We start from the raw sequence: 15,847 nt of genomic DNA on the forward strand, positions 1-15,847 counted from the left end.
CGATTAAATTTGGTGATTAAAATTGTATATGATAGAGCAAATAATTTAGATTTGGGTTAATGATATTATTTCTAAATATAAAGTTATCATTTATAATATTGTGATGATTAGATATTAGAAGTTCACAAATCCAGTTCAACCTCATATAAACGACATCATACGATACATTTAGAGGTGGTAAAATTCCCCTACATGTATTTTAAATTACAAAAGATATCTCTTATCGATTATCTTAATATTCCAACAATTACCTTAATTGAAAAGTTGATAGGATCTGATCAGTACTTGTGATTAAATGAAGAAAACGATTCTGCAGAGATCCTAACAATTGTTGATCTTATGATCAGAAAAAAATAATTTTTGTTGGTTTGTGCAAGACTTTCTGCAAAGCCAAATAAATAAAAGAAAAAAACAAGATCATTCCGCTTTGATCTTCTTCAATTCCTCAAGTACATCCATTGCATGCCCTTTAGCCTTGACCTTATCCCATATCTTTGCAATGTTCCCTTCCGGATCGATAAGGAAGGTCGTCCTGACAGTTCCCATATATTCTCGACCTGCCATCTTCTTCAGGTGCCAAACATCATAGCTTTGCTGAACCTCAGTGCCTTCGTCTGAAAGAAGGGTGATACCCAGTTCCTTCTTATCGATGAACTTTTTGTGCGATGCCTGGCTGTCTTTGCTGACACCGATCACAAGAGCATTTTCTTTTTCAAACTCACCTTTGAGATTTGTGAATTCCATGGCCTCTATACTGCATCCGGATGTATTGTCCTTTGGATAGAAGTAAAGAACTACCCATTTTCCTTTAAAGTTCTCCAAAGAGATCTCATTACCTTCTGGATCTGGAAGGCTGAGTTGTGGGGCTTTTTCCCCAACTGAAAGTGATGTTTTACCCATTTTAGTACCTCACATTTATTTTAGACATCCAGCTACAAAAAACCATCTACGAATAAAATGATCCATATAGAAGATAAGCTTCGAATTAACCCTTTCTTAAAGAATCCACAGGATCAAGCTTTGAAGCTTTATTTGCAGGATAGACACCTGCTATCAGCCCTACACCAACTGCTATGCCAACGCCCAGAACGAAAAGGTACATGGGGAAAATGTAAGGCAGACCGAGAATGGTCACTGCAGCATAAGAGCCTGCTAAGCCCAGGATAGTCCCCAATATCCCCCCTATAAGCCCAAGTATGATCGATTCGGTGATAAAAAGGGAAAGGATATTGGACCTCGTAAAACCCAATGATCTTAAAAGACCGATCTCTTTTGTCCTCTCGGTAACCGTCACGAGCATGATGTTCATGATCCCAATGGAACCGACTATCAATGAGATAAGTGCAACCGAGATGAAAAGAGAGGTCAGACCAGCTGAGAGCTCATCGAGCTGATCAAGAATGTCAGCCTGATTGAATATAGTATAAGGCTTTACATCCTCATTATCAAGCTCCCTTTCAGAAACTCCCAGACTCCTGGCGATCTTCTTATCGATCACATCAGAAACAGGACGCACAGACTCGGCATCTTCAACTGTTATTGAAAAACCGCCATAATCTTCAATTCCCAGCATCTCGTTCATCGTATCTATGGGAATGAATATCCTTACATCGGACTCAGCCCCGGTCTGTATGAAAGTGGTATCCGGGCTATCAATGATACCAATTACTTTGAAACTGTGTGCTACAGGTGTGCCATCTCTGCGTATGAACTCGATATCTATAGAATTGCGATAAGATATCTTCTGGTCGAACTTTTCATATGCAACATCTGAACCCAGTACAGCAGTATACTTGTCCTGGTCCGAAAAGAAATTCCCAACCTCCAACTGTATATTGCCGATCTTTTCATAATCACCCGAGGTCCCTTGTATATCGATCTGTCGGATCGTGCTAATATAAGTAACACCCGCCAATTGCTGCCTTATCGGGGACACCCCCTCGACCCTTGGCGTATTCTTTATGGCTTCAAGCTGATTGTCATAGAATAGATTGATATCCTCACTATAGATGACAATGAAGTTCGAACCCTGAGACCCAAGCTCGTCGACAAAGAACTGATTAAAACTGGCACCAAGAGATACATTTGCAACCACAGCAGCTATCCCTATGATGATACCAAGGGTGGTTAGTGCAGATCGCAGCTTGTAGCTACTGATACTACCGATCGATAGATGCAGAGCCTGTGAGAACTTCAGCATACCGGAACACCTCTTTCATTCATAGGTCAATGATTCCCCCGGATCCATTTTAGCCGCTTTATTGGCAGGATATACACCTGCCACCACCCCAACGAAAAGGGCGATCCCAAAGCCCAGGAAGATAAGAGATATCGGGAAGACGAACGGTACATCTATATACTGATTTACGAAGTAAGAAGCTATAACTCCCAGGATAACACCAAAGATGCCACCTAAAAACCCAATGATAGCTGCCTCTACAACAAAAAGTGTTAGAATATCCCTGTAAGTGAATCCCAGAGACTTAAGGATACCAATCTCTTTTGTCCTTTCAGTGACCGTCACGAGCATGATGTTAGTGATACCAATGGAACCAACAAGAAGGGCTATCAGTGCAATAACTGTCAATATCGCTGTGAGCGCATTGGATATCTGGTTGAGCTGTTCAAGAATGTCCTGCTGGCTGAAGATCACATAGGGTTTTGCGTCCTCATTATCAATGTCACGACTTGGGACACCAACCGATCTTGCAAGGTTCTCGTCGATCTCATCAGTCGTGGTTTCAAGGATTTCAAGGCTTTCAGCTTTTATGAAAAAACCACCAATATCACTTACACCCTGCATCTCCTGCATCACATCCAGGGGAATGAACACCCTGAACCTTGGATCGACCTCAGGGGCAATAAAAGTAGCATCAGGGTCCTGAATGATACCCTTCACTGTGAACTTGCGGGTACTTACGCCACCTTCTATATTATTAATGGAAATATTGATGGAGTTCTTTACAGAAAGGTTCCTTTCAAATTTGTCATACGCTATATCCGAACCTATCACAGCGACGAACTGATCCTGATCATTGAGGAACTGACCTTTTTCCATGACAATATTCCCAACTTCCTCATATTCGGAACTGACACCATTTATTGTAGCACTCCGACTCGAAGATTGGTACGTGACAGTGCCTATTTGCCCATTGACAGGCGATACCGCCTCAACACCTGCTGTGTTCCTTACAACTTCAAGCTGGTTATCAGTGAATACATTGTTCTTTTGCGTGAAAATAACAACGAAATTAGAACCCACCGCTCCGAGATTGTCTTCAAAGTTCTGGCTAAATCCCACACCCAATGAAATGTTCACAATGACAGCAGCCACACCTATGATAATGCCAAGCGTGGTCAAAGCAGAGCGTATCTTAGCACTACGTATGCTTCCAAATGCGATCTTCACAGCGTGTGAGAGCTTTACCATGATCTCAGCTTTCCATGGATATCCTCAAACCTTTCTTTCGGTACAAATAATAAGCAGCAACTACGATGGCACCTCCAATTAACAGGATGAACAGTGTAGTGTGATCATTGTCCTCATCCACATGTTTCAATGTAAGGACACGTGTCCCGACAACTTCATCATGTTCATTCAGACCATTCCTGTAATTCGTATTGATAGTAAGGTTCACCGGACCGGTCCTATCAGGATCTTCTGCCTGTGCTTCGATCTCAATGGTAAAAAGTTCATCCGAGTCCATGGAGCCAACGAAATATTCCTTTGGAAGGAACTCCACCCCATCTGCTTCAAGTTCTACGATCACAGAAGATAGTGCATTCGGATGGATGTTCGCAACATCGAACTCCAGGTTCGCCTTACCATTCTCAAGAACAAGAGACATGGAAGGAATTACCCTCACAGAAGAGGAATCCACAACGACAGGCACCATCCAGTTATTATTAAAAGAGTGGGAGTTGCCGATCATGACAAGATCGAGGAAATAAGTACCATCTTCTATGGAATCACTTACCTTGAGATTATAAGTGACCTGCACGAAATCTCCCGGACCAAGCACCCCTTTACCTTCATAAGGCTGACTTGTAACGGTGATAGTATCAGTACCTATTAGTGTTGCGGATTGTACCCTTGCAAAAGTATCGTAGTTCACATCATCAATGAGGATCGTACTCTGCTGGGCAGTATTTGTCAGGGTAAAGCTCACACTGCCCTCATCCCCCGGCATAAATACCTCGGGAGAAGCGATTATATTTGAGAGCCCTACAGTGCCTTTGCTATCAAAAGTGGTGGAGCCTACTTTGATATTAAAAGTGCTTTCCTGCCAGGAGGATTCATCACTTGAACGATACAGTATGTCAAAACTTCCTGTACCTGCCTTTGCACCATCGTCCACATAAAGACGATACGCATGGATAGCAGCCCTGTCGGGAGGTAATATGCCGAAATTTTCCATGGCATTGCTTTCTGAATCCAGTGATAAAGGATAATCAGGTTCGATCTTTATTGTGACATCTTCAGCAGTGCCGGCTGCAAAGTTCTCAACTTTGATCCATACATCTACATAAGCACCTATTTCTGCAGGATATGGATCGTACCTCAAGAGGTCCACCCTTAATGTACTGCTGGAAGATGCTGCACCAGCAAGCATGGGAGCTAAAGCAACAAAAAATACCATTAACAATACCAGAATTCCGATTGGTCTTTTATAGTTTTTCACAATATACTCCACCCTTCTATCAATTCGTGACATCAGTACGGTCTTCGACATATCCGTCTTTCAGGTATATCACCCTGTCAGCATATACTTTTGCAAGATTTGGATCATGCGTGATCATTATAACAGTACGTCCTTTTTTGTTGAGCTCGGTGAACAGGTCCATGATCTCCTTGCCGGTTTTTGAATCAAGGTTTCCGGTAGGCTCATCCGCCAGTATAAGGGAAGGGTCATTGATCAGAGAACGTGCAACAGCCACCCTCTGGGATTGACCCCCTGAAAGTTCAGTTGGACGGTAGTTCATTCGGTCTTCCAACCCCACCAATTCCAGAAGCTCCTTTGCATGTTTTCGATTATCAACACCTGGCCTGCTATTGGCATATGTGGGAAGTTCTACGTTCTCAAGTGCTGTCAGTCTCGGAACAAGATTGAAGCTCTGGAACACAAAACCAATTTCCAGCCCCCGAAGTCTTGCCAGTTCGTCATCAGAAATAGTGCTCACATCGGTTCCCATTAATGAAATACTGCCACATGTAGGCCGGTCAAGACAACCTATCAGGTTCATGAGTGTACTTTTACCTGAACCCGAAGGACCCATTATAGCTACAAATTCTCCTTTTTTTACAAGCAGGTTCACATTTTTAAGAACCGGGACCATCATATCACCTACCTGATAAGAACGACAAACATCATTCGCCCTTACAACAGCAGGATCATCATTATCCGAGTTCTGGATAGTTTTCAAATAGTCACCTCTAAAGGACCATAAATAGCTCAATATTGCTTACATATAATATATTTTTATTTGAATATAAACGGTGATCGTCTACAACAATAACTTAATAGAAATATTGAGCCTCTGCTTATTTAAGAGTTAGCATATATCTAAAACATTTATCCCTGAGTTGTAATTTCAAGTAGCCACACAAAGCCGAACCTTTATTAACCGAAAACGACAACATTTAACAGCAAATTCCGTCAACAGTAATGGAGATCAACTATGGGGATAATCGACAAGAATCAAAGCATCATAAGCGAAATAATTGGATTCATATTCTTACTTTCTGCCTTGAACAATCTATTTGGAATTGGAATACCCTATATCTCGAACAGTAATATAACATATTTCCAATCGTTCATCCTGATGATACTTGGTATCTACCTGATGGGATACAAAAGGATCCCAAGAGAGCTGGTACCCAGATTAAGAAAAAATTGAACGGTTTTTTGTTACCTTTTGGTCCAACCTAACAATATTAAAAATAAGCAGAAAACGGCAGGGAATTCATTTCCTGCCCCTGAAATGATTGCCATCACCTCCAGCAAATATATTGATATTCCATAATAAAGTTAGATACTGTGTAAAAATTATGCTCAAAATCTTTCTTTAAGAACTCTTATTTTCATTCAAATCTTACAAGAAGCAATTTTTGAAAAAGAATATTAACTATCATATACAAATTATCAATACAGAATGGAGGGATGAACTTGCCAAATAATAAATTAGAACGTATTCATGCGGATAGTGCATCAACTTGTAAACTATGCCAGATAGAAATGGATAGTATACATGAACGTTTAGATATGAAAATGGAAGAGATAGACATTCTGGACACCCCCAGACGTTCATTCTCAGTTCATTTCCCGGTACATATGGATTCAGGAAAAACAAAGATGTTCATCGGTCACCGAGTTCAGTACAACGATGCCCGGGGTCCCACCAAAGGAGGGATACGATATCATCCTGAACTTACCGTCGAATATCTCCAGAACCTTGCATTCCTAATGGCGATCAAATGTGCTTTAGTGGAGATCCCTTTCGGAGGTGCAAAAGGAGGGATAGTCGTAAACACAAAGGAGCTTAGCAGGGGAGAGCTCGAACGGGTCACACGTGCCTATATACGTGAAATTTCCGACTATATTGGTCCATTTAAGGATATACCTGCGCCAGACGTCTACACTGATGAAAAGATAATGGTGTGGATAATGGACGAATTCGAAAGGATAAAGGGAGAACATGTCCCATCGATCGTAACAGGAAAACCATTAGCCCTCGGTGGCAGCAAAGTAAGGAAGCATTCAACAGCCCTGGGAGGGGTCTATATCCTCGAAGCTGCCCTTGGCAAACTGGATATCAAAATGCCGGACATCAAGATCGCAGTACAGGGATTTGGAAATGTAGGCAAGAACGCAGCCCTTATCCTACATGAAAAAGGATACAAGGTATGCGCGGTCAGTGATTCAACAAGCGGGATATTGAATGAAGAAGGACTTGACATCCCGGCTGTTATCGAACACAAATCCAGGACAGGGCACTTGATGGATTTTCCTGACGCACAAGAGATAACCAATAAGGAATTGATCACCTCGGATTGTACAGTGCTTATCCCAGCAGCGCTTTCAGATCAGATCGATCTTGAAAATGCAAATAATGTAAAAGCACAAATAATCCTTGAACTTGCAAATGCACCCACATCTAGCGAAGCAAGTCAGATCCTGCTTGGGCGCTCTGTACTGGTGATACCGGATATACTGGCAAATGCCGGCGGCGTTGTTGTTAGTTATTTTGAATGGATACAGAACCTCAATCAGGATTACTGGGAAGAAGAGAAGATCCTCGAAAAGCTAAGAAAAAAGATGATGACAGCTTTTGAGACAGTGTATCCAATTTATTGTGAAGAAAAATGCAGCATGAGAAGAGCAGCCCTCCAGATTTCCATTGAAAGAATACTGGAAGCCGAAAGATTGCGTGGCAATCTTTGAATATGTTATAAAATACTTGCACAAGTATTAAATAAATAGAGTTATGATAAGGAGTTTAATTAGATAAAATATATATTTACGCATACAAAATATATACCTAACTATATTTAAGACAGGGAGTAAAATTGAATTCTCTTGATAATATTTCGATCAGAAAAAGACTAACCATTTACATCGTTATTGGAACATTTCTTGTTCTCATAGCATCAAGTTTTCTGATCATATCAACTTCAACGACCCAGCACGAAGAACTTGCCTATCAACAAGCTAAAGAGACAGCTGGAAAATATGCAAATCAGTTCAACGGTGATATGGTAAAAAGCCATACCATCGGAAGAACGATAGCATACTCAATGGCGAAAGATGCAACACGAGACAGGGATGAAGCAAATCAGTTCCTTCGGGAAATACTCATCCAGAACCCTGAACTCATTGGAGCATATGTCGCTTTTGAACCCGATGCATTCGATGGAAAAGACAAGCAATATATCAACGCAGCAGGTCATGACTCCACGGGTAGATTCATCCCATACTGGAACAAATTGACCGGCAACATAGAACTGGATCCTTTAAAGAACTACGAAGATCTGCATTATTACTCATCACCTAAATTATTAAAGACCGATATCATCACTGAACCATACTGGTACGATGATCAAATTATCATCAGTTACTCAACACCCATATTCTCTGATGGCGAGTTCGTAGGGGTCGCTGGCGTTGACGTATCGCTGAACTATCTTGACAGTGTGGTAAGCGACATCACGATATTTGAGTCAGGTTATGCATTACTTAGCAGCAACAAAGGGATGATCTTGTCACACCCTACCAATAAGGACTGGATAGGTAACATATCCCTAGACGAATTTCCTGGCAATATCCATGAAATGTCACAAGATATCGAAGAAGGGAAAAGTGGGCAGATCGAGACAATTGATCCCACCACCGGAAAAGAGGTCATCGCATTTTATGAGCCGTTAAAAGAAGGGAACTATTCGTTCGTGCTTGTAGTCCCTAAAGAAGAAATGCTTGCAGGAGTAATTTCTTTAAGAAATGAAATGATATCCTTCTCAGCGATCGCAATAATCTTTATGGGAGTCGTTGCGTCCTTAACAGCCAATACGATAAGCAAAAGGATCGAAGATATTGTAGACGACTTCAAGCAAATTGCAGATTCTGCTTTGAACGGGGACCTCAAGGTCCGAGCAAATACAAATATAGGTGCGGATCTCGAAAAGATCCCCATTGGCTTGAACGAGCTTCTTAGTACCCTCCAGAGGTCACAAGAACTTAATGAAGAGATGAACAATATCATTGACCATAGCCCGGTAACAGTTTTCAAGTGGAAAAATGAAAAGGGCTGGCCTGTAGAGCTTGTTTCTGAAAATGTCACTCAATTTGGCTACACTGCCAATGATTTCCTCTCAAATACGATCGATTATGCAGACATAATCCATCCTGATGATATAAGTCGTGTAGAAGACAGACTTGAAGAAAGTCTGAAAAGGAATGTTCCAAATTTCATCAGCCAATACAGGATAATATCAGGATCAGGAGAGATTCACTGGGTTGAAGAACAGACCCTGTCCCATAGTGATCAAAGCGGTGAGATCGAACACCTGCATGGAATAATTGTTGACATCACTGAAAGAAAAAAGGCAGAGGATATAGTAATTCAAGCTAAACTAGCTGCTGAGGCCGCAAACCAGACAAAGAGCGAATTCCTCGCTAATATGAGCCATGAACTGAGGACACCTTTGAACTCGATCATAGGTTTTTCAGGACTTCTTATGGAGAGGACCATTGGGGATATCAATGAAAAACAGGAGAAGTATGCCAATAACATACTGACCGGAGGCAAACACCTGTTAAGCATCATCAATGATATTCTCGACATCTCAAAAGTAGAGTCTGGAAAGATGGAACTTTACTATGAAACGTTCCCCATAGATGAGATCATCACAAATGTTGTGACACTATTGAGCCCAATTGCGATAGAAAAGAACATTGAAATAACTACATATATCGATGAAAGACTCTCACTGATAACTGCTGACAAAAAAAAGATAAAGCAGATATTATACAACCTATTAAGCAACGCTATTAAATTCACTGATGAGAAAGGAACCATCTCCATAAATGCCCTCTATGATGACGAACTTGCACAGATCGGCATAAAGGATAACGGCATAGGGATAGATAAGAAAGACATAGAAAAACTCTTCCAGCCATTCCAGCAAATAGACTCTGCTTCTTCAAGGAAGTATCAGGGCACCGGTCTCGGACTTGCCCTTGTCAAGAGCTTTGTTGAAATGCAAGGAGGGAATATATGGGTGGATAGTGAAAAGGGCAAGGGAAGTGTATTCACGTTCACTATTCCGGTAGAAGGGATAGTAAGACAGGATAATGAACAGTAATGAATGATTTATATCACATCCATTACAAATAAATGAACACATGCCTGAAACCAGCCGTCTTGTTGACCATCAGCTGTACATTCTTTCATTGTCCAAAATATTCAAGGACCTTGCAACCGGAATGATGGTCTTCATTATTCCACTGTATGTTGCGAACATAGATTCCCTTATCCTTCAGGACATGCCCGTAGTGCTCAAAGCAGGTCTTGCAACAACTGTTTTCGGGCTGGCTAATTCCCTTTCCCAACCATACATGGGAAGATTGAGCGAACGACTCAATAAAAGGAAAGCTTTCCTGCTCCTCGGATATGCTGTTTTTTCAATTATATGCTATCTTTATTCTGTATCAGGGTCCTTTGAATCTATACTTGTCTTAAGGACAGTTCAGGGAATTGCAATAGGTGCAACAATTCCTGCCATCGTTGCAATGATCACACATCTTTCAGCATCCACAGTGAGAGGTCAGGCCATCGGCATATATTCCACCCTGCGTGGAGCTTCCTTTGGACTTGGCACACTTGTAGGTGGTGCGGTGGTGACGTACTATGGATTTGTAGCAGGGTTCTATGTAAGTGCAGCTCTTGTGATGATAAGTGCATTCATGATCGCTGCCTTCGTGAAAGAGACAAGATCACATGAATTAGCCACTGTTGAAGTGTCACATGTTGATGATCCGTTCATCATCAGAGTGCTTGCTGTTGCAATGTTCATGATGCTTGTGGGAATAATGCTGATCCTCTCCCTTCTTCCTGCATACCAGACAAGACTAGGTGCAAGCGAACTCTTACTTGGTGTTGCCCTGTCTGCATACGTGATCTCGAGAATAGTATTTCAAGTGCCTATCGGGATGTTCTCAGACCGCTTTGGACGAAAGATACCGATCCTTTGCGGAATATTCTTCAATGCTCTGATAGTTCTTGCCCTTGGTTATGCTCCGGACATTAATTCACTTATATTCTTAAGGCTACTTCAGGGAATTGCCATGGCAGCAGTTGAAACCCCGCTACTTGCCCTTGCAGTCGATATAGTAGGAGAGCAAAACATCAGCAGCCGGATAAGCACCATCACAAGTGCACAGGCAGCAGGAGTTGCAGTGGGACCCCTCATAGGTGGGATCTTCGGAGGATATGTCAGCTTTGAAACCCCATTCCAGATCAGCAGTTTGATGATAGTGCTCTCAGGAATAATGGTCTGGCTGGTGTTGAGGAAAAGGAAGGAAACGAGATCATAAAAGGTCGAGATCCGTTTTCAAATGTGCTTCAAGAGACCTCAGAACAAGAGGATTTATAGCCACACCTTCCAGACCTATCTCATCCATTACCTTCTCCCATGAAACAGAAGAGAATTCAACAACCGCTTCATGGATACGATGGACATGTTCGATGCATCCATCTATGTACCTATAGGCATCCTCACCTTTCACAAGATCGTCCCATGATGATAGAAGGGTCTCGATGTTCTCGATATCCTTTATCCTTCTGAGAGATGAAAGAACTTGTTCAACATTCTCATATATTGGGATATCGCCGACAAGAGGAAGAGCATCTCCAGTGAACAATACGTTGTCAGGAAGTAGCATCAAAGAGATGGAACCTTTAGAGTGTCCCGGAGTGTGTATGACCTTCAGGGAGAGAACATCATCAAGCTCGATGACATCCCCATCTTCGAGAATGTCATCGACTTTGACCGGACCCCCGGAAATATTCTCAAAACCCGGAACAGGGCGTATCTTTACCTGAATTTCCGGATGCTCGATCCACTCAACGGCATCCCTGTGAGCTGCTACTTTGCAACCTGTAAGCTCTTTTATTGCGGGAGTGGAACCTGTGTGGTCGGCATGGGAATGCGTCTGGACGATAAGTGAGATCTCACTTGGATCCCTTCCTGTAGCCTTAATATGATCGAAGATGATGTTCTCCGACCCAGCAACCCCGCAATCTACAAGACAAACATCACGACCATAGATCAGATATGAATGAACAGAACGTTCGATCCGCTCACCGGAATTACCTATCAGGGTAAAAGGTATCTTTATGGCATGAACATGCCTTGTGATCTGCATGGCAATATTATTTCTTTGCTACAACGGTTATCCAATTGTCCTCAGGAACCTCATCGATCTCAATAGCTAAAAACCCTGCACTAGTGAGTGCTTTCCTGTATTCTTCAGCAGAGTATATGTTCATTCCCTTTGCAGTATTATAAGGAGAATTACGTTCGGTAAAAAGTTCATGGTCGTACATTTCATTGACTATCAGAAGCGTACCACCTTTTTTGAGAACGCGCTTGATCTCCCTTAGGCCTTCCTCGAGGTCCGGCCAGAAATAGCAGGTCTCAAATGCGGTCACAAGATCGAATTTATCATAAGGGAACGGTAGTTCTGAGACCGAGGACTCCATGATGGTAACACGTCCAAGCTCTACTTCCTTACTATTGTATTCAGTAGCAAGGTCCACCATATCCTGTGAGTGGTCGATAGCATATATCTTACCCTTTTCTGCAAGTTCTGCAAGGATGCTTACAGCACGACCGCCACCACATCCAACATCAAGTATGCTGGAGTCAGGTTCAACACTAACATGGTTAAGTCCCCATCCCCATAGCTTAAAATGATGCTCGTTCATTTCCAGACCGACCTTCTTGCCTTCTTCCCCTGTTGGTCTGGAATGTTTCCTGACCGTATCCTTGACATTCATTTTTGACACTCCTAAAGTAACATTATTAACCGGAATTATATTTGTAAACACATCAATTATTAAATGGAACTTATTCTTTAGTGCATAAAGGGACCTTTCCCTTATAGAATAGTTCCCTTCCTTCATAGCTGAACACTAGAGGGCATACTTTCACCCCGGCATTGACAGCATCCTTGAAAGCCTCTGCGAAATCAGGATCAATACTCGTGTTCGCTTTAAAGCAGGAAGCATCTTTTCGGAGAACGATCATCATTATAAGTGCCTCAGAACCGCTTTCCAATACCTTCTTTAACTCCCCCACATGCCTTTTCCCTCTTGTAGTGGGAGCATCAGGAAAAGTGGCAGTACTACCATAGATAAGTGTGCACCCTTTTACTTCGACCCATAGTTCAGTATCCCTTTTCTTCAGCAGAAAATCCAGACGACTATCCCCGAATTTCTGTTCGGGTATGACCTTAAGTACATTCTCAAAACAGGAGCATACCTTATTTTCTATTGCCCATTCAGCTATTTTGCGATGGAATGCCGAATTTATCAGTATCCATCCATCATCCGCCTTTGCAGCGATCACATCCCATCCTGTTTTACGCTTGGGATTGGTAGCTTTTCTTAAAAGAAGCCTGTTCCCGGGATAAAGGAGGTCTTCAAGCCTTCCGGGATCATGAATGTGAACCTTCTCCTGAATGATACCGGAAGAAGAAGTGAAATCGGGATAAGATGATGAAATAGTGGATGTGTCCAGCTCCACAATGCCAAGAAATCGGTTTGGCCTTGATAGAAGTGTAGCTTCAACGTCCCATGGGATCTCCATTACCAGATCATTGTGAACCATCGAAGGACTCCTTAGATGATAATAGAAAGGTTATCGGTCCTCGGCCACGACACCACCGACAACACCGCCAATGATACCAAAGATCGCAGTATAGACCATGATAGCAATTGTAATAACTATACCTGAACCTGCCAGAATTGCACCTATCACTGGTATTTCGGACATCAGGGCAACAAAGACCCCTGAGATAAGGAATCCAGGCACAGCGAACAACAAGGCCATTAGCAGACCAACCTTGACACCGCCAATACCGCCTTCTTTTGCCACATATCCTCCGATAGCACCCCCAAAGAACGGGGAGAGTGCATTTAAGACCGGTACCATGTAAAGAACTAAGGTACAGATCGATCCTATGATAGCTCCTTTAATAATGTTCATATAGACCCCCTTGCTCTGTCATTCAATATAAATGGAAATGTAGCTACCTATATTGAAAGCATATTGCATTGTAGTCTATTCTAGAAAAAGGGAAATACAATTAGATTAAACTGTATATGTGCCCGTTTTGTATAATTTACAATGTTTACAGCGTTAACATATATATACAATGAGATCATAGCTCGAAATTACTAGGAAGCATGATTCTTATAACCAAACCCTGTTTGGAATGCTTTTTAGGAAAAACGAATGTACTACCACCACCACTTTGAAACCGGTACTGGGCCCTGCTCAGTGCCGGATCCCCCCTCATTTTAGGATCTGATTGCATTGGTTTGAACATACTCAATTTTAAGTGTAGGAATACATTTCATAAAAATATTCACCCACAGTCATCTGCGTTGAAATACACTTCAAAAGGCATTGTTATGGGAAATAATACAGATATACACGAGTTTGTTATTGTATATACAATCGATGCATATATACAAACTGGATTCACATTGTACCAATTCCAAAGGAACTAAGCTGCCCAAAGAATATAAGCTTAAAAAACCAATCTATGACCCATGAAGAAACAGACAGATAAAGATTATCACCTTCATATTTTCCATGCTAAACAGTGTGATCCGAAAAAATGTACCGGGAAAAAAATGGCTCGTTTTGACCTTGCCCGTATCTTTGACAAGGTGCAGAAGATCCCCCGAGGCTCTATTTTACTTGACCCCATGGCAAAGCAGGCATTGTCACCTGCGGACAAGCACGAACAGAACATCACCGTCCTTGATTGCTCCTGGGAGACAGTGGAAGAGGTATTCCCACATCTTATGAGATTACACCTGCAACATCGTGCTCTTCCCTACCTTGTAGCTACCAATCCGGTCAATTTCGGAAGACCTTTCAAGCTCACATCAGTGGAAGCTTTCGCAGCAGCACTTTATATCATGGGCAACAAGAAACAGGCTGAAAACATACTGTCAAAGTTCAACTGGGGACATGTTTTCCTTGATATGAACAAAGAACCCCTTGAGGATTATTCAAAGGCCAAGGACAGTAATGAGATCATAAAGATACAAAGCGAATACATGTGAAAAGGCAGGAAATGATCGATGTCAAACTGGCAATTTCCCCATTTTGCCGAGGTAATAATCCTTTAATAGTATGGTGAAGATATTTTCTATGGGACTATAGTGTGGCGTAGTATCATTTTGTGACTTAAAGAGATCATGGGAGAATATTATGGCTGAAATTGAGATAGACACCCGGGGGGAAACCTGCCCCGTACCTCTTGTAGAATGCCGAAAGGCATTGAGAAAAGCAGAAGACGGTGATGAAGTAACTATCCTTGGAACACATCCGGCTTCCAAGAAGGAGATTCCGATGGCTTGCAAGGCACTTGGGCTGGAGATCATCGATATAAAAGAAGACGATAAAGAGTGGAAGATAAAGATACGAAAATGAAGGGGGAGTATACTCGACCGATAAAACTGTCATAATAGTCCATAGTGGGGATATGGATAAACTTTACAGTGCCCTTATTATTGGAAATGGTGCACTGGCCATGGGAATGGATGTTTCCATGTATTTTACTTTCTGGGGACTTCAAAGATTGAAGAAAGGGGGACTTGAAAAGGGTCCATTGTCCAAGATGCACATGTTGGGACTTGGAAAATGGATGATAAAGAAACGGATGAAACAAGCCAATGTTGCATCCCTTGAAAGGCTCATGAACGACTACAAGGAACTTGGGGGAAAGATCCTGGCCTGTGAGATGACCATGGAGATCATGGGAGTAAAGGCTGATGAGCTTCGCAGCGAATGGATCGATGAATATGGTGCGGTTGGCACTTATATAAACGAAGCAAGAGATGCACAGATAACACTTTTCATTTAAAACAACTTAAGGAGTGGGGAATAAAATGACTGAATATAAATGCGATGTATGTAACGTTTTTGAATATGATGATGCTGAGGGGAATGCTGAAATGGGAATTGCCCCGGGGACAAAACCAGAGGACTTCCCGGATGACTGGAAATGTCCCATATGTGGTTCAGACAAGAGCCATCTAATACCTGTCTGAT

The 15,847-nt window shown here is 42.0% G+C and carries 16 protein-coding genes and 1 pseudogene; 8 read left to right on the forward strand and 9 right to left on the reverse strand.

Annotated elements, in window-relative coordinates:
- Nucleotides 1-417: 417 nt before the first annotated feature.
- The 5 genes from bcp to AC20MK_RS07975 form a co-directional block, all read right to left on the reverse strand.
- Entirely contained in the window at nt 418-900 is a 483-nt protein-coding gene (gene bcp, locus AC20MK_RS07955) for a thioredoxin-dependent thiol peroxidase (protein WP_487355323.1), read from the reverse strand.
- Nucleotides 901-985: 85 nt separating this feature from the next.
- Nucleotides 986-2,200 carry an ABC transporter permease gene (locus AC20MK_RS07960; protein ID WP_487355324.1) on the reverse strand — a complete coding sequence of 405 codons (1,215 nt, stop codon included), beginning with the start codon at nt 2,198-2,200 and terminating at the stop codon, nt 986-988.
- A gap of 15 nt (nt 2,201-2,215) precedes the next feature.
- On the reverse strand, nt 2,216-3,430 hold the full coding sequence (locus AC20MK_RS07965; protein WP_487355325.1) for an ABC transporter permease: 1,215 nt from the start codon (nt 3,428-3,430) through the stop codon (nt 2,216-2,218).
- Between the two features lie 4 nt (nt 3,431-3,434).
- Nucleotides 3,435-4,682 (reverse strand): COG1361 S-layer family protein, encoded by a 1,248-nt coding sequence (locus tag AC20MK_RS07970; protein WP_487355326.1) that lies wholly within the window; start codon nt 4,680-4,682, stop codon nt 3,435-3,437.
- A gap of 19 nt (nt 4,683-4,701) precedes the next feature.
- The gene (locus tag AC20MK_RS07975; protein WP_487355327.1) at nt 4,702-5,424 is read right to left on the reverse strand and encodes an ABC transporter ATP-binding protein; all 723 of its coding nucleotides are present in this window, start codon (nt 5,422-5,424) and stop codon (nt 4,702-4,704) included.
- 255 nt (nt 5,425-5,679) lie between these two features.
- Here AC20MK_RS07975 and AC20MK_RS07980 point away from each other — a divergent pair, with 255 nt between their 5' ends.
- From AC20MK_RS07980 to AC20MK_RS07995, 4 genes are all read left to right on the forward strand, one after another.
- The gene (locus AC20MK_RS07980; RefSeq protein WP_487355328.1) at nt 5,680-5,898 is read left to right on the forward strand and encodes a hypothetical protein; all 219 of its coding nucleotides are present in this window, start codon (nt 5,680-5,682) and stop codon (nt 5,896-5,898) included.
- A 269-nt stretch (nt 5,899-6,167) separates the two neighbouring features.
- The gene (locus AC20MK_RS07985) at nt 6,168-7,442 is read left to right on the forward strand and encodes a Glu/Leu/Phe/Val family dehydrogenase (RefSeq protein WP_487355329.1); all 1,275 of its coding nucleotides are present in this window, start codon (nt 6,168-6,170) and stop codon (nt 7,440-7,442) included.
- Nucleotides 7,443-7,567: 125 nt separating this feature from the next.
- Nucleotides 7,568-9,859 (forward strand): sensor histidine kinase, encoded by a 2,292-nt coding sequence (locus AC20MK_RS07990; RefSeq protein WP_487355330.1) that lies wholly within the window; start codon nt 7,568-7,570, stop codon nt 9,857-9,859.
- A 40-nt stretch (nt 9,860-9,899) separates the two neighbouring features.
- Nucleotides 9,900-11,090, forward strand: a complete 1,191-nt coding sequence (locus AC20MK_RS07995; RefSeq protein ID WP_487355331.1) for an MFS transporter — start codon at nt 9,900-9,902, stop codon at nt 11,088-11,090.
- Here the strand turns inward: AC20MK_RS07995 and AC20MK_RS08000 are convergent.
- The 4 genes from AC20MK_RS08000 to AC20MK_RS08015 form a co-directional block, all read right to left on the reverse strand.
- Nucleotides 11,085-11,921 carry an MBL fold metallo-hydrolase gene (locus tag AC20MK_RS08000; RefSeq protein ID WP_487355332.1) on the reverse strand — a complete coding sequence of 279 codons (837 nt, stop codon included), beginning with the start codon at nt 11,919-11,921 and terminating at the stop codon, nt 11,085-11,087. The two genes, AC20MK_RS07995 and AC20MK_RS08000, sit on opposite strands and share 6 nt — an antisense overlap.
- A 7-nt stretch (nt 11,922-11,928) precedes the next feature.
- Entirely contained in the window at nt 11,929-12,555 is a 627-nt protein-coding gene (locus tag AC20MK_RS08005) for a class I SAM-dependent methyltransferase (protein WP_487355333.1), read from the reverse strand.
- A gap of 70 nt (nt 12,556-12,625) precedes the next feature.
- Nucleotides 12,626-13,387, reverse strand: coding sequence for a DNA/RNA nuclease SfsA (sfsA, locus tag AC20MK_RS08010; RefSeq protein WP_487355334.1), 762 nt, complete (start codon nt 13,385-13,387; stop codon nt 12,626-12,628).
- A 30-nt stretch (nt 13,388-13,417) separates the two neighbouring features.
- On the reverse strand, nt 13,418-13,765 hold the full coding sequence (locus AC20MK_RS08015; RefSeq protein WP_487355335.1) for a DUF5518 domain-containing protein: 348 nt from the start codon (nt 13,763-13,765) through the stop codon (nt 13,418-13,420).
- Between the two features lie 569 nt (nt 13,766-14,334).
- Here AC20MK_RS08015 and AC20MK_RS08020 point away from each other — a divergent pair.
- The 4 genes and pseudogenes from AC20MK_RS08020 to AC20MK_RS08035 all read left to right on the forward strand — a co-directional run bounded on the left by AC20MK_RS08020 (nt 14,335) and on the right by AC20MK_RS08035 (nt 15,846).
- Nucleotides 14,335-14,856: a DUF367 family protein gene (locus AC20MK_RS08020; RefSeq protein ID WP_487355336.1), complete on the forward strand. Its 522-nt coding sequence runs from the start codon at nt 14,335-14,337 to the stop codon at nt 14,854-14,856.
- A 148-nt stretch (nt 14,857-15,004) separates the two neighbouring features.
- Nucleotides 15,005-15,226: a sulfurtransferase TusA family protein gene (locus tag AC20MK_RS08025; RefSeq protein ID WP_487355337.1), complete on the forward strand. Its 222-nt coding sequence runs from the start codon at nt 15,005-15,007 to the stop codon at nt 15,224-15,226.
- A 19-nt stretch (nt 15,227-15,245) separates the two neighbouring features.
- Nucleotides 15,246-15,659: pseudogene (locus tag AC20MK_RS08030) on the forward strand (DsrE/DsrF/DrsH-like family protein); the annotation flags it as partial.
- Nucleotides 15,660-15,684: 25 nt separating this feature from the next.
- On the forward strand, nt 15,685-15,846 hold the full coding sequence (locus tag AC20MK_RS08035; protein ID WP_487355338.1) for a rubredoxin: 162 nt from the start codon (nt 15,685-15,687) through the stop codon (nt 15,844-15,846).
- Nucleotide 15,847 lies beyond the last annotated feature (1 nt).

Source organism: Methanococcoides sp. DA23 (genome assembly GCF_057593895.1).